This window comes from Kitasatospora sp. NPDC056531 (assembly GCF_042794375.1).
Taxonomy (GTDB): Bacteria; Actinomycetota; Actinomycetes; order Streptomycetales; family Streptomycetaceae; genus Kitasatospora.
Window position 1 is genome coordinate 44,743 of record NZ_JBHTTU010000002.1, and the last position, 19,643, is coordinate 64,385.

Consider the following 19,643-nt stretch of genomic DNA (forward strand, 5'->3'; position numbering starts at 1 on the left):
GGATTCGGGGCCGGGCGGCGGGGGGGGGACCGCCCGGTTCTGCTTCGATCCTCCGGCCGGATCCGGGCGCGCGGCATCGACGTTCCGGCGCGACCGTCCGGGCATGACGGGGGACGGCGCCGTCAACCGATCGGCTGATGCAGGGACGGGCCGGACGGGTCACCATCGAGGGATCGGCGCAGGTCTGTGCGCTGAGCGCTGGTACCTCGCACCGTGTACCTCGCACCGCGTTACCGCCAGGAGCCACCCGTGCAGCTGCCCCGCCCGTCCACCGGCCGGTCCGTCGCCGGCTGGTCCGTCGGCGGCCGCGACGCCGGGGACCCGGACGCGGGCCGGCTGGCGCTGCTCCTGGACTCCGCGTTCCTGCTGCTGCTCGCCGCCTCGCTCAGCCGCTACCTCACCCACCACGCCGGGAGCCCCCGGATCCCCTGGGTGATCGGGCTCAGCGCCGCCCTGGCCGTCGCCCGGCCGGCCGCCTCCTGGTTGGACCACCGCCGCCCGCCCGCGCCCGGCCGTCCGCGCCGGTGGCCCTTGGCCCTGGTGGTCGCACTCTGGGTGGTGTTGGTGCTGCTCGCCCCGAGCTTCGCCTGGTGCGCAGTCCCGCTGATCTACACCGCGCTGCGGGCGCTGCCTGCGAAGGCGGCGATCCCGCTGGTGGCGGCGCTGACGCTGCTGGTGGTGATCGCCGAGATCCGGCTGCCGGGCGGGGCGGACGCCACCCTCGTCCTGCTGCCGCCCGCGGTGGCCGCGCTGGCCACCGGGGTCTTCCTGTTCATGGCCCGGCAGGCCGCCCGGCAGCGGGCGCTGATCGCCGACCTGGTCCGCACCCGGCGCGAACTCGCCGCCACCGAACGGCGGGAGGGCACCCTCGCCGAGCGCGAGCGGCTGGCGATGGAGATCCACGACACCCTGGCGCAGGGCCTGTCCAGCCAGCGGATGCTGCTGCAGGCCGCCGAGCGCACCTGGGACGCCGATCCGGCGACCGCCCGTACCCACGTCCGGACCGCCGCCGAGGTGGCCTCCCGGAACCTGGCCGAGGCCCGCCGCTTCGTCCACGACCTCGCCCCGGCCGAGCTGGCCGACGGCGGCACCCTGGACCGGGCGCTGCGGGCGCTGGCCGAGCGGGAGTCCGCCGAGAGCGGGCTGCCGGTCCGCTTCCACCTGGACGGCACGCCCGCACCGCTGCCCGCCGCCGCGCAGTCCGCGCTGCTGCGGATCGCCCAGGGCGCGCTGGCCAACGTCCGCGAGCACGCCGGGGCCTCGGCGGCGGCGATCACCCTGTCCTTCCTGGGCGACCAGGCGGTGCTGGACATCGCCGACGACGGAGGGGGCTTCGACCCGGACTCGGCCGATTCCGGCGGTGGGCGCGGGTACGGCCTGCCGGCCATGCGGGCCCGGCTGCGGCAGCTGGGTGGCAGGCTGACCGTGGAGAGCACCCCCGGCGAGGGCACCGTCGTCTCCGCCGCGATCCCCCTGGAGCACCGATGAACGCGACCCCTGTCCGGCTGCTGGTCTGCGACGACCACGCGGTGGTACGGGCCGGCCTGCTGGCGCTGCTCGCCAGCGCGGGCGACATCGAGGTGGTCGGCGAGGCGAGCACCGGGGAGGAGGTGGTCGCGCTGGCCGCCAAGCTGGCGCCGCAGGTCGTGCTGATGGACCTCCAGCTCGGCGACGGCATCGACGGCGTGGAAGCCACCCGGCGGATCACCGCCGCCCCGGGCGGGCCGCACGTCCTGGTGCTCACCACCTACGACACCGACGCCGACATCACCCGGGCGATCGCCGCGGGCGCCACCGGCTACCTGCTGAAGGCCGAACGGCCGGAGGAGCTGTTCGCCGCCGTCCACGCGGCCGCCCAGGGCCGGACGGTGCTCTCGCCACCGGTCGCCTCCCGGGTGATGGCGCAGATGCGGGCGCCCGCGCCGCAGCTCACCGAGCGCGAGCAGGACATCCTGGGACAGCTGGCGCAGGGCCTGGGCAACCGGGAGATCGCGCGGGCGCTGTTCATCAGCGAGGCGACGGTGAAGACCCATCTGGGCCGGATCTACGACAAGTTGGGCGTGGACACCCGGGCCGGAGCGGTGGCGGTGGCCAAGGAGCGCCGGCTGCTGCGCTGAGCCGGCCCGGTTGCCGTACGCCACCCTGACCGGCACACAACTGCCTGGTGGGAAGCCTGTCGGAGCAACCAGAACCCGTCCCCACGATTGTGGATTTTTCGTGGATCCCACTATTGACGAACCAACCACGGGCCTTGTTAGCGTGAGACCACGACGTCCCCGGAGGTGGGGGCTCGCCGGGGCCTGTGCGGACCGCTCTCGCCGGAGGGCGTTGCCAGGGGGGACGGCGGGACTGCCGGGATGTCGGGGGGAGCGGCAGCGCCGAAGCCGCGCAACGAGGCGGCGTGGAGCGGGTCCGGGGGACCCACTCCACGCCTCCCCCGTGAGCCCCGCATCACATCAGCGCGCTCCAGTACGGGCAGTGCACGTCCGGCAGCGGCGCGGACCCGCCGAGCCCCGGCCGCTCCGGGCGGGCCATTCCGGGCGAGCTCGCGGCCAGCGCGATCTCACCGAACTCACCGATGCTCAGGGCCAGTTGATACCCGTCCCGGGTGACGGCAGCGACCCCCGCCCGGTCCCGACCGGCGTTCAGCGAGGTGATCACCCACCCCCGCCGCCGCCAGTGCCGCTCCACCACCCCCGCCAACTCCGCCTGGCGGCACGGCGATACGACGGTGAGCAGGTACCGACCCCGGGTGACGTACCAGTGCGCCTGCGACTCCCGCCCCGGCAACGGCAGTCGCGCGCCCGCCCGAGGCGCCGCCGCGCGCCAGGCCGGCGCCGGCCGGACGGCGTCCACGGTTTCCCGGAGCAGCGCCTCGCAGCGCTCCGCCGCGTCGAGTTGATCTTCCGTCACCTCCGGAGCCAGCGCCGGCCACCAGGCGGGCGTGGATGGGGAGCCGTCGCGACAACCGTCCGGGCATCCGAGGTTCAGTTCGGCACCACCTGACTGCACTGGGCCCTCCGTACTCCTCCCGGCATTCAACCCGGGCAGGCATTCCGTCACTCCTTGGACGGCGGCCGGGCACGGACAGTTCCGTTCCACGCCGTTCCCCCATCTCGAATTGCACTGCACGGTGCAGTTGAATCACTAACCTGCACCGTGTAGTTTACTTCTCATCGCCACCCCGGTCGGCCAGCCCGAACCGGATCGGACCAGGAGGAACCCGCCATGCCCACCATCACCGTCGGCACCGCCCGCATCCCCTACCGCGTCGTCGGCAACGGCCCCGACACCCTCGTCCTGGTCCACGGCACCGGCCCCGGCTCCGGCATGTGGGACGCCATGCTGGACTCCTTCACCGACCGCTACACCGTGCTGCTGCCGGACCTCTCCGGCAGCGAGGCCGCCGAGGACGACGGCGGCCCGCTCACCCTGGAGACCCTCGCCGAGCAGGTCAACGCCGTCATCGCCGACGCCGGCCGCGGCCCCGTCGACCTCCTCGGCTTCTCACTCGGCGCCGTCGTCGCCACCGCGGCCGCCGCCCTGCGCCCCGACCAGGTCCGCCGTCTGGTCGCCACGGCCGGCTGGATCGGCGCCGAACAGGACGAGTACCTGCGACTCTCCATGGCCACCTGGCTCTCCCTCGCCGACCACCCCGAGGCCTTCGGCCGCTACGCCACCCTCACCGCCTTCGGCCGCGACTTCCTCAACCGCATCGGCCGCCAGGCCGTCGAGGCCAACACCGCCTACCTGCAGCCGACCCCCGGCACCCTCCGGCACATCGCCCTCGACCTCACCCTGGACCTCACCCCGCTGCTCCCCCGCGTCCAGGCCCCCACCCTGGTGATCGGCTGCACCCAGGACGCCACCGTCCCGGTCGAGAACACCCGCCGCCTCCACGCCGCCCTGCCCACCAGCAGCTACGCCGAGTTCGACACCGGCCACATCGTCCTCGCCGAACAGCCCGCCGCCTTCACCAAGACCGTCCGCGACTTCCTGAACGCCGAATGACCGGCGGGCTACGGGCGACGGGCTGCACACGGGCGACGACGGGCGGCGGAAGCGGGAGTTGGAGCACACCGCCGCCCAGGTAACAAGCCCCTGCTCAAAACGGCCGATTTCCGTGCATGGTGATTTGAATCAAATTGACTGAAGGTCAGCTTTTGGGATGAGACTGCCTTGTTAGCTTCATTGGCAAGGAGTAGACCATGCGCATACTCTTCACCGGCCCGGCCGCGGCCGGCCACCTGTTCCCGATGGTGCCGACCGCGCAGGCGCTGCGCGCCGCCGGGCACGAGGTCCTGTTCGCCTGTGGGCAGCCGCTCGACCAGATCCGCAGCGCGGGCTTCCCGGTCGTCGAGATCGGCGACGGCCGGCACCTGCGGGAGATGTTCGAGGAGCGGCTCGACGGCAAGGTCGAGTACGTCAACCAGGACAAGTCGCAGGAAGAGATCTTCGACCTGGCGGCCGCGATCTTCGCGCACGCCTCCCGCCCCGCGGTCGACCAGCTGCTGGAGATCACCAGCGACTGGGGCGCCGACCTGCTCGTCCACGACTCCTTCCACGCCGCTCCCCCGCTGGTGGCGGCCCGGCTCAAGATCCCGTCGGTGGTCCACAACTTCGGGGTCAGCGCCGGCCTCCCCATGGTCGACCTGATCGCCTCCCAGGTCACCGACCTCTACGAGCGGCACGGTCTGGCCGGGCCGGCCACTTCCACCGCGCTCAACGTCGGCCCGCTCGGCGGCGACCCGGACGGCCTGCGGATGCGCTACATCCCCTACAACGGCGGCGGCATGGTCCCGACCGAGTTCCTCCGCCCCGCCGACCGCCCGCGGGTCGTCGTCACCCTGGGCACCGTCCTCGCCGAGCTCGACGGCGTCCGGGCCGTCGTCCGCATGGTCGAGGCCGCGGCCGAGGTCGACGCGGACTTCCTGCTCGCCGTCGGCGACGCCGACCTCGCCCCGCTCGGCACCGTGCCCGCCAACGTCCGCGGGCTGCCCTGGGTCCCGCTCAACGAACTGCTCAGCCGCGCCGACGCGCTGATCCACCACGGCGGCTCGGGCACCATGCTGACCGCCCTTCAAGCCGGTCTGCCCCAGCTGCTCCTCCCCCAGGGCGCCGACCACTACAACAACACCGAGGCCCTCACCGCCACCGGTGCCGCCCTGAGCTCCACCTCCGACGCCGTCGACACCGCCCTCCTCGACCGCCTCATCACCGACCCCGCCCTCCGCGCCGCCGCCCGCCGGCTCCAGGCCGACAACGCCGCCCTTCCCACCCCCACCGCCCTCGTCCCCACCCTCGAATCCCTCACCATCGCCCACTGACCCCCACCGGCCACTGTCGGTAACCGCCCATATCCGGGCAAAGGAAAAGCCGCAGGTCGATGACCTGCGGCTTTTCCGTATGGAGCGGGCGACGAGAATCGAACTCGCGCTCTAAGCTTGGGAAGCTCATGTTCTACCATTAAACTACGCCCGCCTGATGAGCCGTCAGAGACCGCTCGATCCAGTGTCACTGTACCCCATCCGTGACTGTGGTTGCACGGCCGGTCCGAGGCCGTGGCGGAGCGGGGTGGGGGTGGGCGGGAGGCGTACTGTTTGGGCCGCGTGTGAGTGCTCCGGTGGGTGTGGGGTCGGGGCGGCGAGCCATGGTGTGGAATGTCCGGAACATCCCCTAATGTGACGCTGTCCCGGGGCCTGGCCGCCGGGGCGCGATGAGTACGGGTGAGTACTGGGTTAGGGATGGGAAGGGGATCGATGGAGCAGCGCGCCGTCGTTCGTTGTGCCGAGGGGCACCTGTTCAGCACCACCACGTTCCCGATGCAGAACCTCGGTCCCGGTCGGCTCGGGCCCGGACGGTTGATCCGCTGTCCGCAGTGCGGACGGCTCCGGAGCTCGGTGCTGGCCGACGTACAGGAGCTGTCGACGGCGCAACTGGCGCGGGCGATGGGGATGGAAGCCGCGGAGTTCCTGGCCTGACGGCCGTCGGAAGGACGTAACGGGCCCCGGGCGGATTCGTCCGGGGCCCTGTCGTGCACGTAACCTCGAACCGTGCTGCTCTCTGACAAGGACATCCGGACCGAAATCGACCTGGGCCGGGTCGGCATCGACCCGTTCGACCCGGCGATGATCCAGCCGTCGAGTATCGACGTGCGCCTCGACCGCTTCTTCCGCGTGTTCGAGAACCACAAGTACCCGCACATCGACCCCTCCGAGGAGCAGCCGGACCTGACCCGGCTGGTCGAGCCGGACGGCGACGAGGCGTTCATCCTGCACCCGGGCGAGTTCGTGCTGGCCTCGACGTACGAGGTCATCACGCTGCCCGAGGACGTGGCCTCCCGGCTGGAGGGCAAGTCGAGCCTGGGCCGGCTGGGCCTGCTCACCCACTCCACGGCCGGCTTCATCGACCCCGGCTTCAGCGGCCACGTGACGCTGGAGCTGTCGAACGTCGCGACGCTGCCGATCAAGCTGTACCCGGGGATGAAGATCGGGCAGCTCTGCCTGTTCCGGCTCTCCTCGCCGTCGGAGCACCCGTACGGCTCCGAGCGCTACGGCTCGCGCTACCAGGGCCAGCGCGGCCCGACGCCGTCCCGCTCCTTCCTGAACTTCCACCGCACCAAGGTCTGATCCCGGCAGAGTGCACGCACGGCGGGCGGCCACCCCTCACCGCGAGGGGTGGCCGCCCGTGGCGTTCTCAGGCCCGCTTGGGGCTGGTGACCGCGACCAGCTCGGTGCCGTCCTCGGACAGCCGCAGCTCGGTGCGCAGTTCGGCGAGCTCGCCGAGGTGGTGCAGGTGGGTGCCGCCGCAGAAGATCTGCGCGCCGCCCTCGGGCAGTTCGCAGTGCCACTGGCGGCGGGCGGTGAGCTCGGGGCCGGGGACCTCGATCCGGACCGGCGCGTCGGCCGCGACCCAGGCCGCGAGCCGCGCGTTGACGGCCTCGGTGAGGGCGGGCAGGGCGTCGGCGAGGGCGGGGAACTCCTCGGTGGCGTCCGCCGTGAAGCCCTTCTTCTTCAGCGACTTGCCGAGCCGGTAGGTGTCGGTGCTGGCCTCGGTGTCCATCACCGAGCTCGCCATCGCGAGGCTGTCGAAGTCGGGGTTGCCGAAGGCGTCCGAGCGGCCCGGGTCCTTGCGCCAGCGCGGGGCGAGCGCGGCGTTCAGGGCGAGGGCGAGCAGGTGGCAGCCGCTGTGCGAGGCGCTCAGGGCGGCCCGGCGCCCGGCGTCGACGGCGAGGGCGGCGGTGCGGCCCGTAATGTCGCCGGGGTCGGTGTCGAGGACGTGCAGGACCAGCCAGGACCACTCCTCGTCCCCGCGCTTCACCGGGATCTCGGAGCCGACCAGCGGGGCGCCGCCGTCCGGGCCGACCGCGCCGGTGAGGCAGTCCACCACGGCCAGCTCGGTGCCGTCGACGGTCAGGGTGCCGTGGTCGGCCGGCTGGTCGGGCCAGGTGTGGTCGAGCGGGTGGAACGGGGTCGCCCCGGTCACCACGGCGTACCGGCCGTCGGCCAGCGGGTGCACCGCGAGCACCGGAGACTCTCCGGTCACCGCCCCGGCCGGGAAACTGACGTGGGTGGTGGGGAGGGTCATGGCTGGCTCCGGTGGCTGTGGACGAACGAGGTCGAGCGGGCCCGGGCCTACCGGCCCGACCCGCCCACCATTCTGCCTCCCGCCCCTCAGCCCAGGGTCGGCAGCTTGATCAGCACCAGCAGCGCGATCAGCTGCACCGCCGCGGCCGCCGCCGCCTTGCCCCAGGGCAGGTCGTGGAGCCGCCGGACCATGCTGGTCAGCAGGTACGCGCAGAACATCCAGGTGGCCCAGCCGACCACCTGGACCACCGCGCTGCCGGAGGGCAGCACCAGATCCAGCAGCAGCCGGGGAGCATCGGTCAGCCAGCCGATCAGCGCGGCCAGGCCGACCGTCGACTTCCACGGGCCGTCGCCGCCGAGCTGGCGGGCCAGCGCGTAGGTGACCGCGCCGAAGATCCCGCCGGCCAGGGTGAAGCCGACGGCGGCGGCGAACAGGCCGGTCAGCGCCACGGAGAAGGTCGAGTTGACGATGTCGTCGTGGGTCAGCCCGATGCCGAGCACCGCGAGCGCGCCGTACAGCAGCGAGACGGTGAGGGCGGGCACCCAGACCTGGTGGTCGCGGGTGCGGTCGAAGATCGCGGTCGGGCTGCGGAAGAGGCCGGTGAACAGCTCGCGCCACTGCGGCCGGGGCCCGGCGACGTGCGGCGCGGACTGGCCGCCGGCCCGGTAGACCGCGACGTTGTCCTGGCCGTACGGCGCCTGCTGGTCCTGGCCGTACGGCGGCTGCTGCCCGTAGCCGTCGTCGTAGTAGCCGGGGCCCGGGCCCTGGCCGTACCAGCCCCGGTCCTGGCCCGGACCGGGCTCGTGACCGTACGGCTGCTGCCGGCCGTACGGGTCGCCGACCGGGAAGGAGCGGGTGCTGCCCGGCCGGTCGGCCGCGTACGGGTCGTACCCGTCGCCGACCGTGCCCCCGGGACCGCCGGCCGGACCCCCCGGACCACCGGCCGCCGTCGGGTGCGGGGCCGTGAAGTACTCCGGCCCGTCCGGCTGCCCGTGCCCCCCGGGCGCCCCCGTCGGCGACGGCGGAGCCGACCATCCGCCGTGCGGGCGGTCGGCACCCTGACCGCTGTCGTATCGATTACCAGCCACGCTCCGAAGGTACCCGTCCGGCCCAACGCGCGTCGGCCCCGGACGGAGCCGGGGCCGGTTTGCAGCGAGTCTGAGACGAACGGGTCCGAAAGCCCCCGGGATGTCGCTACCGCTGGGCGGTGACCGACGGCCCGTGCACCGCGGCGGCCGCGCTGGTGCCGGCCGGGCAGCCGCCCGGGCCGGCCGAGACGCGCACCGCGCCGACCGGCAGCAGGGTGCCGCAGGCGACCCGGATGCCGCTGGGCAGCTCGTTGTCGGACTCCACGATCGCGCCGTCGCCGATCACCGCGCCGTCCAGCGCCGAGCGGTCGCCGACGGTGGCGAAGGCGCCCACGATCGAGTCCTTGACCAGGGTGTCCGGGCCGATCACCGCGCCGGGCAGGATGACGCTGCCCTCGACGATCGCGCCGGCCTCGACCACCGCGTCCTCGGAGACCACGGTGCCGCCGCTGAGCACCGCGCCCGGGTGGACGGTGGCGCCGGGCAGCAGCAGGGCGTCGCCGGTCGGGCCGGGGACGGCCGGGGAGTCGACCTTGCCGAGCACCAGGTCGGCCGAGCCGCGGACGAACGCGGCCGGGGTGCCGAGGTCCAGCCAGTACGAGGTGTCGACGACACCGCGCAGCAGCGCGCCGGTGGCCAGCAGCTCGGGGAAGGTCTCACGCTCGACGGATACCTCCCGGCCGGCCGGGATGCGGTCGATGACGGAACGGGTGAAGACGTAGCAGCCGGCGTTGATCTGGTCGGTGACGATCTGCTCCGGGGTCTCCGGCTTCTCCAGGAACTCCAGCACCCGCCCGTTCCCGTCGGTCGGGACGAGGCCGAAGGCGCGCGGGTCCTCGACCCGGGTGAGGTGCAGGGTGACGTCGGCCCCGGCGGCCACGTGGCCGTCGCGCAGGGCGGCGATGTCCAGCCCGGAGAGGATGTCGCCGTTGAAGATCAGGACCGGCTCGTCCGGGCCGCAGGTCAGCCCGGAGGCGGCGTTGCGGATGGCCCCGCCGGTGCCCAGCGGCTCGCGCTCGGTCAGGTAGACCAGCTCGATGCCGTACGGGGTGCCGTCCTGGAAGTGGTCCTCGAACACCTCGGCCAGGTACGAGGTGGCCAGCACCACGCGGGTGACCCCGGCTGCGGCGGCGCGGGCCAGCTGGTGCGCGATGAACGGGACGCCCGCCACGGGCAGCATCGGCTTGGGGGTGTGGGTGGTCAGCGGACGCAGTCGCGTGCCCTTACCACCGACGAGCATGATCGCCTCGGTCATGGTCTGCGCTGTTCCCCTTGTGGTCTCTGCGGCCCGGCCCGGCGGGCCGATACCTCCGTCGGTCTTCTGACCCGTCCGGAACGGGTCGACCGGCCTCGCGGCCGGTCCGGCGCCTACTGTATTTCCTTCCGACCGAATGCCCGTCCGGCAGCCGTGCGATCGGCGTCACTCTCCGGTCGGCCGCCCGCCCCCGGGGCTTCGGCCGGTGGCACCAAAAGCCCGGCCCGGCGGGCGCGTTGGCGGCGTCCACCGGGCCGGGCAGTTGTAGCAGAACTGTCGAACAGCGGTCGCTACGCGTCCACCGTCGCGGGCTCCTCGGCCTCGGCCGGCGGGGTCGCCTTCACCGAGTCGAGCAGCAGCTGGGCCACGTCGACCACCTTCAGGTGCTCCTTGGCCGCGCCCTCGTTCTTCTTGCCGTTGACCGAGTCGGAGAGCATCACCAGGCAGAACGGGCAGGCGGTGGAGACGATGTCCGGGTTGAGCGACAGCGCCTCGTCCACGCGCTCGGTGTTGATCCGCTTGCCGATGCGCTCCTCCATCCACATCCGGGCACCACCGGCGCCGCAGCAGAAGCCGCGCTCCTTGTGGCGGTGCATCTCCTGCTGGCGCAGACCGGGGACCTTGTCCATGATCTCGCGCGGCGGGCTGTAGACCTTGTTGTGGCGGCCCAGGTAGCAGGGGTCGTGGTAGGTGATCAGGCCCTCGACCGGGTTGACCGGGACGAGCTTGCCCTCGTCGATCAGGTGCTGCAGCAGCTGGGTGTGGTGGATCACCTCGAAGTGCCCGCCGAGCTGCGGGTACTCGTTGGCGATGGTGTTGAAGCAGTGCGGGCAGGTGGCCACGATCCGCTTGGTCGGGGCGTCCTCCAGCGCGGCGTTCAGCGTCTCGACGTTCTGCGCGCCGAGCATCTGGAACAGGAACTCGTTGCCCAGGCGGCGCGGGGAGTCACCGGTGCAGGTCTCCTCCTTGCCGAGGATCGCGAACTTCACGCCCGCGGTGTGCAGCAGCTCGGCGAAGGCCTTGGTGGTCTTCTTGGCGCGGTCCTCCAGGGCACCGGCGCAGCCGACCCAGTAGAGGTACTCGACCTCGGCCGGGTCGATGTCCTCGCCGATCACCGGCACCTCGATGCCGGTCTCCTTCTTGAGCTCCTTGACCCAGTCCAGGCGGGCCTTGGTGGCCATGCCCCACGGGTTGCCCTTGTTCTCCAGGTTCTTGAGCATCGTCCCGGCCTCGGTCGGGAAGTTGCTCTCGATCATCACCTGGTAGCGGCGCATGTCGACGATGTGGTCGATGTGCTCGATGTCCACCGGGCACTGCTCGACGCAGGCGCCGCAGGTGGTGCAGGACCACAGCACGTCCGGGTCGATGACGCCGTTCTCCTCGGCGGTGCCGATCAGCGGGCGCTCGCCCTCGGCGAGGGCCGCCGCCGGGACGTCCTTCAGCTGTTCGGCGGTGGCCTTCTCGGTGCCCTCCATGTCCTTGCCGCCGCCGGCCAGCAGGTACGGCGCCTTGCCGAAGGCGTGGTCCCGCAGGCTCATGATCAGCAGCTTCGGGGAGAGCGGCTTGCCGGTGTTCCAGGCCGGGCACTGCGACTGGCAGCGGCCGCACTCGGTGCAGGTGGAGAAGTCGAGGATGCCCTTCCAGGAGAAGTGCTCGACCTGGGAGACGCCGAAGACGGCGTCGTCGGCCGGGTCCTCGAAGTCGATCGGCTGGCCGCCCGAGGTCATCGGCTGCAGCGCGCCCAGCGCGACGGCACCGTCGGCGTTGCGCTTGAACCAGATGTTCGGGAAGCCCAGGAAGCGGTGCCAGGCCACACCCATGTCGGTGTTCAGCGAGACCGTGATCATCCAGATGAAGGAGACGGAGATCTTGATCGTCGCGACCAGCCAGAGCAGGTTGTGCAGGGTGCCGACGCCCAGTCCGGAGAACAGCTTCACCAGCGGGTACGAGACCACGTAGTCGACCGAGTAGTGGTCGACCCCCAGCTGGGCGCCCTCCAGGCCGCGCAGGGTCAGGATGGCCATGCCGATGACCAGGATGACCGCCTCGATGAAGTACGCGAAGCCCATGTTGGAGCCCGCGAAGCGGGACTTGCGGCCCGCCTTGTTCGGCAGGCTCAGCTGGCGGATCACCGTCAGCACCGCGATGCCGAGGAAGGTCACGAAGCCGAGCAGTTCCTGGAACACCAGGTACGGCGTCCAGTCGCCGACGACCGGGACCTCGAAGTCCGGGTCGAAGAGCTGACCGAACGCGCCGACCAGGGTGAGGATCAGCGCGTAGAAGCCGACCGCGACAGCCCAGTGGGCGATGCCGACGACGCCCCACTTGTTCATCCGGGTGTGGCCGAGGAACTCACGGATCAGGGTCACCGTGCGGGCCACCGGGTCGTTGATCCGCGCGCCCTTCGGTACGGGCTGGCCGAGCCGGACGAACCGGTAGATCTGCGCGATGGCACGAGCGAACAGCGCCACGCCGACCACGGTCGTGCCCAGTGAGATGACGATCGCTGCTAGCTGCATCCGGCTTCTCCGTACTCCAGGGCGGTGAAGGTATACGTCGGTCAAGTGTACTCGTGGGTAACTTAACCACCCACCGGCCGGACCTTACCGCCCGTTAGCGCCGATTCAGAAGGCGCTCAAGGTATGGCGGCAGTCACGTAAGGCCATACTCATCCATTCGGAGCAAAACGGAAGAGGGGAAAGCCACCGCAGCAAAGTTGAGCCAGGACAGCTCAAGGCTGTTGACTCGTTCGTGGGCCTCGTGCATGCTTGAGCCCGTAAAGCTCAACTCTTCCGTGGAGGTATCTACGATGGCACGCGCGGTCGGCATCGACCTCGGCACGACGAACTCGGTCGTCAGCGTTCTCGAGGGTGGCGAGCCCACCGTCATCACGAACGCCGAGGGCGCCCGGACCACGCCGTCCGTCGTCGCCTTCGCCAAGAACGGCGAGGTCCTGGTCGGCGAGGTGGCCAAGCGCCAGGCGGTCACCAACGTCGACCGCACCATCCGCTCGGTCAAGCGCCACATGGGCACCGGGTGGAAGATCAACATCGACAACAAGGACTTCACGCCGCAGCAGATCTCGGCCTTCGTGCTGCAGAAGCTGAAGCGCGACGCCGAGGCGTACCTGGGCGAGACCGTCACCGACGCCGTCATCACCGTCCCGGCGTACTTCTCGGACTCCGAGCGCCAGGCCACCAAGGAGGCCGGCGAGATCGCGGGCCTGAACGTCCTGCGCATCGTCAACGAGCCGACTGCGGCCGCCCTCGCGTACGGCCTGGACAAGGACGACCAGACCATCCTGGTCTTCGACCTCGGCGGTGGCACCTTCGACGTCTCCCTGCTGGAGATCGGCGACGGGGTCGTCGAGGTGAAGGCCACCAACGGTGACAACCACCTCGGTGGCGACGACTGGGACCAGAAGGTCGTCGACCACCTGGTCAAGACCTTCCAGTCCGGCCACGGCGTCGACCTGTCCAAGGACAAGATGGCCCTGCAGCGTCTGCGCGAGGCCGCCGAGAAGGCCAAGATCGAGCTGTCCTCGTCCTCCGAGACCTCGATCAACCTGCCGTACATCACGGCCTCCGCCGAGGGCCCGCTGCACCTGGACGAGAAGCTCACCCGCGCCCAGTTCCAGCAGCTGACCGCCGACCTGCTGGAGCGCTGCAAGATCCCGTTCCACAACGTGATCAAGGACGCCGGCATCTCGCTCTCCGAGATCGACCACGTCGTCCTGGTCGGTGGCTCGACCCGCATGCCGGCCGTCGCCGAGCTCGTCCGCGAGCTGACCGGCGGCAAGGACGCCAACAAGGGCGTCAACCCGGACGAGGTCGTCGCCATCGGCGCCTCGCTCCAGGCCGGTGTCCTCAAGGGTGAGGTCAAGGACGTCCTCCTGCTGGACGTCACCCCGCTGTCCCTCGGCATCGAGACCAAGGGCGGCATCATGACCAAGCTGATCGAGCGCAACACCACGATCCCGACCAAGCGCTCCGAGATCTTCACCACGGCCGAGGACAACCAGCCGTCCGTGCAGATCCAGGTCTACCAGGGCGAGCGCGAGATCGCCGCGTACAACAAGAAGCTCGGCATGTTCGAGCTGACCGGCCTGCCGCCGGCGCCGCGCGGCCTGCCGCAGATCGAGGTCACCTTCGACATCGACGCCAACGGCATCATGCACGTCGCGGCCAAGGACCTCGGCACCGGCAAGGAGCAGAAGATGACCGTCACCGGCGGCTCCTCGCTGCCGAAGGACGAGGTCGACCGCATGCGCCGCGAGGCCGAGCAGTACGCCGAGGACGACCACAAGCGCCGCGAGGCCGTCGAGACCCGCAACTCCGCCGAGCAGCTCGTCTACTCGACCGAGAAGTTCATCGCCGACAACGCCGAGAAGCTCCCGGCCGACGTCAAGACCGAGGTCGAGACCGCAGTCGGCGAGCTCAAGGAGGCCCTGAAGGGCGAGGACATCGCGAAGATCAGCGAGGCCTCGGAGAAGGTCTCCACCACGGCCCAGAAGCTCGGCCAGGCGCTGTACGCCAACGCCGACGCCGCCGGTGCCGGTGCGGCCGCGGCCGGCGAGTCCACCCACGCCAAGGAGGACGACGTCGTCGACGCCGAGATCGTGGACGACGAGAAGCCCAAGGGCGGTGCGTCGGCATGACGGACAAGCCGCAGGGCGGCAAGCCCGGCGACGACTCCGCCGCCGAGGAGGCCGTGATCAAGGCTGCCGAGGAGGCCGCGGCGGCGGGTGCCGGCGAGGGCTCCGAGGACCTCGCCACGGCCAAGCGCGAGCTGGCCGAGCGCACTGCGGACCTGCAGCGACTGCAGGCCGAGTACCAGAACTACCGCAAGCGGGTCGAGCGTGACCGGCTGACCGTCCGCGAGATCGCGGTCTCCAACATCCTGGAGTCCCTGATCCCGGTCCTGGACGACATCGGCCGCGCCCGCGAGCACGGCGAGGTGACGGGCGGCTTCAAGTCCGTCGCCGAGTCCCTGGAGACGGTCGTCGCCAAGCTGGGCCTCCAGCAGTTCGGCAAGGAGGGCGAGCCCTTCGACCCGACCCAGCACGAGGCGCTGATGCACAGCTACTCCTCGGACGTCACCGAGGACACCTGCGTGCAGATCCTCCAGCCCGGCTACCGCATCGGCGAGCGGATCATCCGCCCCGCGATGGTCGCCGTGGCGGAGCCCCAGCCGGGCACCCAGACGACGTCCGCCCCGGACGCCGAGGCGAAGTCCGCCGACGCGGACACGTCCGACGGTGGCTCGGACAGCTGACAACCTGTGACAGCTGACAACCAGTGCGCTGCGGAGTCGTACGCCGGCCAACACGGCGGCCGGCTCCGCAGCGTGCTGTCAACGGCTCTTCTTTCAGTTGCTGTTGACAGCGCAGTGACGATGGACATCGGGAGGTGGCGGAGGCCGTGAGCGAGCGCAGCGAGCGAACCGTTGAGAGGTGCGCGTGCCGCGAATCGGCTGCCGAGCGAAGCGAGGTGGGCGCATGAGCGGCAAGGATTTTGTCGAGAAGGACTACTACAAGGTCCTCGGCGTGCCCAAGGACGCCACCGCCACCGAGATCAAGAAGACCTACCGCAAGCTCGCGCGCGAGTTCCACCCGGACGCGAACAAGGGCGACGCCAAGGCGGAGGAGCGCTTCAAGGACATCTCCGAGGCGTACGACGTCCTCTCCGACGAGAAGCGCCGCAAGGAGTACGACGAGGCCCGCAGCCTCTTCGCCAACGGCGGCTTCCGCACCGGCGGCCCCGGCACCGGCAGCTACAGCTTCGACTTCGGCGACCTCTTCAGCGGTAACCAGGGCGGCGGTGGTGGCGGCGGGCTCGGCGACGTCTTCGGCGGCCTGTTCAACCGCGGCGGCACCCGGCAGGCCCAGCCCCGGCGCGGCGCCGACGTCGAGACCGAGGTGACGCTCTCCTTCGAGGAGGCGGTGGACGGCGCGACCGTCCCGCTGCGGATGACCAGCCAGGCCCCCTGCCGCATCTGCAACGGCACCGGCGCCAAGTCCGGCACCACCCCGCGGGTCTGCCCGACCTGCGTCGGCGCCGGCACCGTCAGCCGCGGCCAGGGCGCCTTCGCGCTCTCCGAGCCGTGCAAGGACTGCCGCGGCCGAGGCATGATCGTCGACGACCCGTGCACCGACTGCCACGGCAGCGGCCGGGCCACCTCGGCCCGCACCATGCAGGTCCGCATCCCGGCCGGCGTCCAGGCCGACCAGCGGATCCGGCTCAAGGGCAAGGGCGCCCAGGGCGAGCGCGGCGGCCAGCCCGGCGACCTCTACGTCACCGTCCACGTCGACCCGCACCCGGTGTTCGGCCGCAAGGGCGACAACCTGACCGTCACCGTCCCGGTCACCTTCCCCGAGGCGGCCCTCGGCGCCACCATCGAGGTGCCCACGCTCGGCGGCCCCGCCGTCAAGCTCAAGCTGCCCCCGGGCAGCGCCAACGGTCTCACCATGCGCGCCCGCGGCAAGGGCGCCACCCGCAAGGACGGCACCCGCGGCGACCTCCTCGTCACCGTCGAGGTCGTGGTCCCCCAGCACGTCGACGGCGACGCGCTGAACGCCCTGGAGCAGTACCGCGAGGCCACCGCCTCCGACGACCCGCGAGCCGCCCTCTTCCGGGCGGCGAAGGGAGCGTGACGACCAGATGTCCCCGAACCCGATGACCCCCGACAGCCCGATCGGCCCCGGCCTCGGCGAGGGCCTTCCCGGCGACGGCCCCCGCCGCACCCGGCGCACCGCAGCGGCCCCGCCGCAGTACGTGCTCACCGAGGAAACCCCGGTGTACGTCATCTCGGTCGCCGCCGAGCTGTCCGGCCTGCACCCGCAGACCCTGCGCCAGTACGACCGCCTCGGCCTGGTCTGCCCCGACCGCACCGCCGGCCGCGGCCGCCGCTACTCCGCCCGCGACATCCAGCAGCTGCGGGAGGTCCAGCGGCTCTCCCAGGACGAGGGCATCAACCTGGCCGGCATCAAGCGGATCATCGAGCTGGAGAACCAGGTCACCGCCCTCCAGGCCCGCATCACCGAGCTGGTCGACTCGCTGGAAGGCGCCGCCACCGCCTTCCAGCAGCGCGAGGCCGCCGTCCACGCCTCCTACCGTCGCGACCTCGTCCCGTACCAGCCTCCCACCCCCCAGTCCAGCGCCCTCGTCGTCTGGCGCCCCAAGCGCTGACCCGGGGCACTGCTCACCTCACCAGCCGCCGGCTCCCTCCTGTTCGGGGGGTGCCGGCGGCTGGCGTGTGGTGAAAAAATGCTGCGGCAAGGAGCATCGATCGCTCGATGCCCGGGACGAATCACCAGCCGGATCCTGCGTGCCGCTTAAGATCCTTGCTGCAGTAGCCATCCGTCGCGTTGACTAACTTGTCCGGTCAACACAAGGAGCCGAGAATGAGTGGGCGAGAAGGAGCAGGTGCCGCGCCAGGCGGACTGCGCATCCTGTCGGAGGATGCCCGCACGCTCTATCTGAAAGCCGTGAGCGAGAACGGCCGGCTGAGCCGGAATGCCGGCGGATCGGGCGAGGATTCCGCCCTCCAGGAGTTGCTGGACCTCGGACTGCTCATTCTCGACAACGAAGAGCCGGACGCCTATTTCGCCGTCGATCCGACACAGCTCTCGGCGGGTCTGAGTTCAGCATGGCAACGACAGGCCCTCGATCTCCTGGCACGCGCGGTGGCGCTGCCGACGGAACTCGGCGAACTCGCCGAGGCTTTCCACGCCCCGAACCAATCCGGGGGGCCCATCGAATACGTCAGAGGCCGCGCCCTGATCAATCAGCGACTTCAGCAATCCGCGGCCAGCGGATGGACCGAAGGGCTCGCCATGCAACCGGGCGGCCCGCGCCCTGCCGAGCTGTTGACCGCGTTCCTGGACCGGGACCTCGACATGCTCCGTCATGGTGCGTCGATGCGGACGATCTACCACGCGAGCACCCGTTACCACCAACCGACCAGGGACTACGTGGCACAACTGGCCAAGGCGGGCTGGCAGTTCCGGACCCTCGACGAGCCCTACACCCGACTGATCGTGGTCGACCGACAGTTGGCGGTGATTCCCGTGGCGGGCGACAACGTCGCCGCCTTCATATACGACCCCGCTGTCATCAACTTCCTCGCCGAAGAGGTCTTCGAGCGGAGCTGGAACAGGGCACTTGAGTTCGAGGGGGACCGCACCGTCCCGCGTCAGGTCGTGTCGCAACTCCGACAGACCATCATCGAGCTCCTGCTCTCCGGAACGAACCATCGCGTCATCGCACGACGGCTCGGCATCAGCGAGCGGACACTCGCCCGGCATATCGCCGAGATGAGGGAGGACTACAACGTCGACTCCCTCTTCCAACTTGGCTATGTGCTAGGCCGCTCCCCCCGACAAGAAAACGAATAGGAAACCCCTTTTCAAAGGAGCGGCTTTCCTAGCACCATCCGCCGGCCGTCATGTCGGCCGGCACGGACTCGGCCCCTGACCCCGGAGAGCCGATCGGCCCAGCCTCACCAGTGGATGTCGTCGCTGACGGCCACTGCCGCAGTGGTGGAGACCGCGGCCTGCTCACTGCCAGCGACGGCCTGAACCCCAGCCAGTACGGCCGCGCCGAGGACAACCGAAAACGCAACCGTGCGGACGAGTCGGTACATACGGGACACGGACCCACCCCTCCTTCTCTCTAGAGCTCCACGAGCTGGATCTAATAGCACTAGCGTCCACATGATGCCGCAGACCGCGCGGTGGTGTCATCTCCCCGACAACACAAGGAGCGTCATCTCTCTGCCAGTCATCCAGATGACAGGGCGGGACGCTGGACGGGGCTGCGACCGCTGATAGACGATCATTTCGTCCCCGATGGTGCGGCGGGAAAGCCACACTTGCCGCTGTACCGTCAAATTCTGTCTGATCTCGTCAGCTTTTTTGAAGCAGCAACCAAACGCGCCTACCGGCACCGCATCCCCTACCCGGTCGGCCTTTCCCCGGAGTCGACATGACCGAGCCCTACCTGCGTCACCACGACAGCCAGGCCCCTGAGGGTCGGCGTGCACGTGTGTTCCTGGCCGCGCCGCTGATGCGGCTGACCGGCCCGGCCGACAGCGTGGTGACCCTCGCCAGCCGGACGCGGCTGACGACGCTCCGCACCACCCTGCTCCGCAGCGGTGCCGCCGTGTACAGCGCGCACCACAGCGACGCCTGGACCGTCGCCGGCCGCGCGCCCGAGCCCCGGGTGCCGTCCGACTTCCGCGCCCTGCAGTCCGCGGACCTGGTCTTCGCCTACGTCGGAGCGCCGCTCTCGGCCGGGGTGAGTCTGGAGCTGGGCTGGGCGTCGGCCCTGCGGAAGCCGATCGTCCTGCTCGTCGACGAGGCGATCACCCACAACCCGCTGATCGCCACCATCGAGCAGGTCGCCCCCGTCCTGCCGCTGGTCTTCGACGACACCTGGTCGCAGGAGGCCCTCAACCACACGGTGGAGACCGCCCTGGACTGGGCCGGCATGGCGCTCTCCCTCCGCGAGGGCTTCTGGACCGCGCCCGGCGAGCAGTTCAACGTCCCCCGACAGCAGTCCTCCGTCCCCGGCTACTGGCCGACCGGCGCCGCCACCGGCTGAGCAGAGCGCACCCCCCGGATCCCCCTCCGGGCTCTTGCTTCCGCCGCTTGCCGCGCTGCCCGGGCCGCCTCCGCCCGGGCTGCGCGGCCGGCGGCGGCTCGGGCAGGTCGA

Annotated in this window: 17 protein-coding genes, 1 tRNA gene and 1 pseudogene; 12 read left to right on the forward strand and 7 right to left on the reverse strand. The window is 71.0% G+C overall.

Annotated elements, in window-relative coordinates; all coding sequences use genetic code 11:
* Positions 1-255: 255 nt before the first annotated feature.
* Positions 256-1,488 (forward strand): sensor histidine kinase, encoded by a 1,233-nt coding sequence (locus ACFQ87_RS02860; RefSeq protein ID WP_380609114.1) that lies wholly within the window; start codon positions 256-258, stop codon positions 1,486-1,488.
* Complete coding sequence (locus ACFQ87_RS02865; protein ID WP_380608781.1) at positions 1,485-2,117, forward strand: response regulator; 633 nt, start codon at positions 1,485-1,487, stop codon at positions 2,115-2,117. The genes ACFQ87_RS02860 and ACFQ87_RS02865 overlap by 4 nt, the downstream gene beginning before the upstream one ends.
* A gap of 334 nt (positions 2,118-2,451) precedes the next feature.
* Here ACFQ87_RS02865 and ACFQ87_RS02870 read toward each other — a convergent pair whose 3' ends face one another.
* Positions 2,452-2,913 (reverse strand): hypothetical protein, encoded by a 462-nt coding sequence (locus tag ACFQ87_RS02870; RefSeq protein WP_380608782.1) that lies wholly within the window; start codon positions 2,911-2,913, stop codon positions 2,452-2,454.
* A gap of 315 nt (positions 2,914-3,228) precedes the next feature.
* Between ACFQ87_RS02870 and ACFQ87_RS02875 the strand changes: the two genes are divergently transcribed.
* Both ACFQ87_RS02875 and ACFQ87_RS02880 read left to right on the forward strand, forming a co-directional pair.
* Complete coding sequence (locus ACFQ87_RS02875) at positions 3,229-4,011, forward strand: alpha/beta fold hydrolase (protein ID WP_380608783.1); 783 nt, start codon at positions 3,229-3,231, stop codon at positions 4,009-4,011.
* A 197-nt stretch (positions 4,012-4,208) separates the two neighbouring features.
* On the forward strand, positions 4,209-5,327 hold the full coding sequence (locus ACFQ87_RS02880; RefSeq protein ID WP_380608784.1) for a nucleotide disphospho-sugar-binding domain-containing protein: 1,119 nt from the start codon (positions 4,209-4,211) through the stop codon (positions 5,325-5,327).
* 80 nt (positions 5,328-5,407) lie between these two features.
* On the opposite strand, the gene ACFQ87_RS02885 is transcribed toward ACFQ87_RS02880, so the two are convergent.
* Positions 5,408-5,481: transfer RNA gene (locus ACFQ87_RS02885), tRNA-Gly, on the reverse strand.
* A 278-nt stretch (positions 5,482-5,759) separates the two neighbouring features.
* Between ACFQ87_RS02885 and ACFQ87_RS02890 the strand changes: the two genes are divergently transcribed.
* Positions 5,760-5,981, forward strand: a complete 222-nt coding sequence (locus ACFQ87_RS02890; RefSeq protein ID WP_380608785.1) for a hypothetical protein — start codon at positions 5,760-5,762, stop codon at positions 5,979-5,981.
* 72 nt (positions 5,982-6,053) lie between these two features.
* The gene (dcd, locus tag ACFQ87_RS02895; RefSeq protein WP_380608786.1) at positions 6,054-6,629 is read left to right on the forward strand and encodes a dCTP deaminase; all 576 of its coding nucleotides are present in this window, start codon (positions 6,054-6,056) and stop codon (positions 6,627-6,629) included.
* 67 nt (positions 6,630-6,696) lie between these two features.
* On the opposite strand, the gene ACFQ87_RS02900 is transcribed toward dcd, so the two are convergent.
* From ACFQ87_RS02900 to ACFQ87_RS02915, 4 genes and pseudogenes are all read right to left on the reverse strand, one after another.
* On the reverse strand, positions 6,697-7,587 hold the full coding sequence (locus ACFQ87_RS02900) for a metal-dependent hydrolase (RefSeq protein ID WP_380608787.1): 891 nt from the start codon (positions 7,585-7,587) through the stop codon (positions 6,697-6,699).
* An 86-nt stretch (positions 7,588-7,673) separates the two neighbouring features.
* Entirely contained in the window at positions 7,674-8,675 is a 1,002-nt protein-coding gene (locus ACFQ87_RS02905) for a Yip1 family protein (protein WP_380608788.1), read from the reverse strand.
* A gap of 181 nt (positions 8,676-8,856) precedes the next feature.
* Positions 8,857-9,930 (reverse strand): annotated as a pseudogene (locus ACFQ87_RS02910) (sugar phosphate nucleotidyltransferase); the annotation flags it as partial.
* A gap of 290 nt (positions 9,931-10,220) precedes the next feature.
* Entirely contained in the window at positions 10,221-12,449 is a 2,229-nt protein-coding gene (locus ACFQ87_RS02915) for a (Fe-S)-binding protein (RefSeq protein ID WP_380608789.1), read from the reverse strand.
* 290 nt (positions 12,450-12,739) lie between these two features.
* On the opposite strand from ACFQ87_RS02915, the gene dnaK reads away from it, so the two are divergent.
* The 5 genes from dnaK (at position 12,740) to ACFQ87_RS02940 (ending at position 18,325) form a co-directional block, all read left to right on the forward strand.
* Complete coding sequence (dnaK, locus tag ACFQ87_RS02920; protein ID WP_380608790.1) at positions 12,740-14,587, forward strand: molecular chaperone DnaK; 1,848 nt, start codon at positions 12,740-12,742, stop codon at positions 14,585-14,587.
* Positions 14,584-15,204 (forward strand): nucleotide exchange factor GrpE, encoded by a 621-nt coding sequence (gene grpE, locus ACFQ87_RS02925; RefSeq protein WP_380608791.1) that lies wholly within the window; start codon positions 14,584-14,586, stop codon positions 15,202-15,204. Before dnaK ends, grpE begins: the two co-directional genes overlap by 4 nt.
* A 223-nt stretch (positions 15,205-15,427) precedes the next feature.
* Complete coding sequence (dnaJ, locus tag ACFQ87_RS02930; protein WP_380608792.1) at positions 15,428-16,582, forward strand: molecular chaperone DnaJ; 1,155 nt, start codon at positions 15,428-15,430, stop codon at positions 16,580-16,582.
* A gap of 7 nt (positions 16,583-16,589) precedes the next feature.
* Complete coding sequence (locus ACFQ87_RS02935; RefSeq protein ID WP_380608793.1) at positions 16,590-17,117, forward strand: heat shock protein transcriptional repressor HspR; 528 nt, start codon at positions 16,590-16,592, stop codon at positions 17,115-17,117.
* A 215-nt stretch (positions 17,118-17,332) separates the two neighbouring features.
* Positions 17,333-18,325 carry a hypothetical protein gene (locus ACFQ87_RS02940; protein ID WP_380608794.1) on the forward strand — a complete coding sequence of 331 codons (993 nt, stop codon included), beginning with the start codon at positions 17,333-17,335 and terminating at the stop codon, positions 18,323-18,325.
* Positions 18,326-18,429: 104 nt separating this feature from the next.
* On the opposite strand, the gene ACFQ87_RS02945 is transcribed toward ACFQ87_RS02940, so the two are convergent.
* Positions 18,430-18,582 (reverse strand): hypothetical protein, encoded by a 153-nt coding sequence (locus tag ACFQ87_RS02945; protein ID WP_380608795.1) that lies wholly within the window; start codon positions 18,580-18,582, stop codon positions 18,430-18,432.
* A gap of 332 nt (positions 18,583-18,914) precedes the next feature.
* Between ACFQ87_RS02945 and ACFQ87_RS02950 the strand changes: the two genes are divergently transcribed.
* Positions 18,915-19,532 (forward strand): hypothetical protein, encoded by a 618-nt coding sequence (locus ACFQ87_RS02950; RefSeq protein ID WP_355668839.1) that lies wholly within the window; start codon positions 18,915-18,917, stop codon positions 19,530-19,532.
* Positions 19,533-19,643 lie beyond the last annotated feature (111 nt).

Excerpts from the sequence above, each read along its gene's own strand:
- ACFQ87_RS02865 (WP_380608781.1), top strand. The coding sequence starts at position 1,485 with ATGAACGCGACCCCTGTCCGGCTGCTGGTCTGCGACGACCACGCGGTG.
- ACFQ87_RS02875 (WP_380608783.1), top strand. The coding sequence starts at position 3,229 with ATGCCCACCATCACCGTCGGCACCGCCCGCATCCCCTACCGCGTCGTC.
- ACFQ87_RS02880 (WP_380608784.1), top strand. The coding sequence starts at position 4,209 with ATGCGCATACTCTTCACCGGCCCGGCCGCGGCCGGCCACCTGTTCCCG.
- ACFQ87_RS02890 (WP_380608785.1), top strand. The coding sequence starts at position 5,760 with ATGGAGCAGCGCGCCGTCGTTCGTTGTGCCGAGGGGCACCTGTTCAGC.
- ACFQ87_RS02900 (WP_380608787.1), bottom strand. The coding sequence starts at position 7,587 with ATGACCCTCCCCACCACCCACGTCAGTTTCCCGGCCGGGGCGGTGACC.
- ACFQ87_RS02915 (WP_380608789.1), bottom strand. The coding sequence starts at position 12,449 with ATGCAGCTAGCAGCGATCGTCATCTCACTGGGCACGACCGTGGTCGGC.
- dnaK (WP_380608790.1), top strand. The coding sequence starts at position 12,740 with ATGGCACGCGCGGTCGGCATCGACCTCGGCACGACGAACTCGGTCGTC.
- grpE (WP_380608791.1), top strand. The coding sequence starts at position 14,584 with ATGACGGACAAGCCGCAGGGCGGCAAGCCCGGCGACGACTCCGCCGCC.
- dnaJ (WP_380608792.1), top strand. The coding sequence starts at position 15,428 with ATGAGCGGCAAGGATTTTGTCGAGAAGGACTACTACAAGGTCCTCGGC.
- ACFQ87_RS02935 (WP_380608793.1), top strand. The coding sequence starts at position 16,590 with ATGTCCCCGAACCCGATGACCCCCGACAGCCCGATCGGCCCCGGCCTC.
- ACFQ87_RS02940 (WP_380608794.1), top strand. The coding sequence starts at position 17,333 with ATGAGTGGGCGAGAAGGAGCAGGTGCCGCGCCAGGCGGACTGCGCATC.
- ACFQ87_RS02950 (WP_355668839.1), top strand. The coding sequence starts at position 18,915 with ATGACCGAGCCCTACCTGCGTCACCACGACAGCCAGGCCCCTGAGGGT.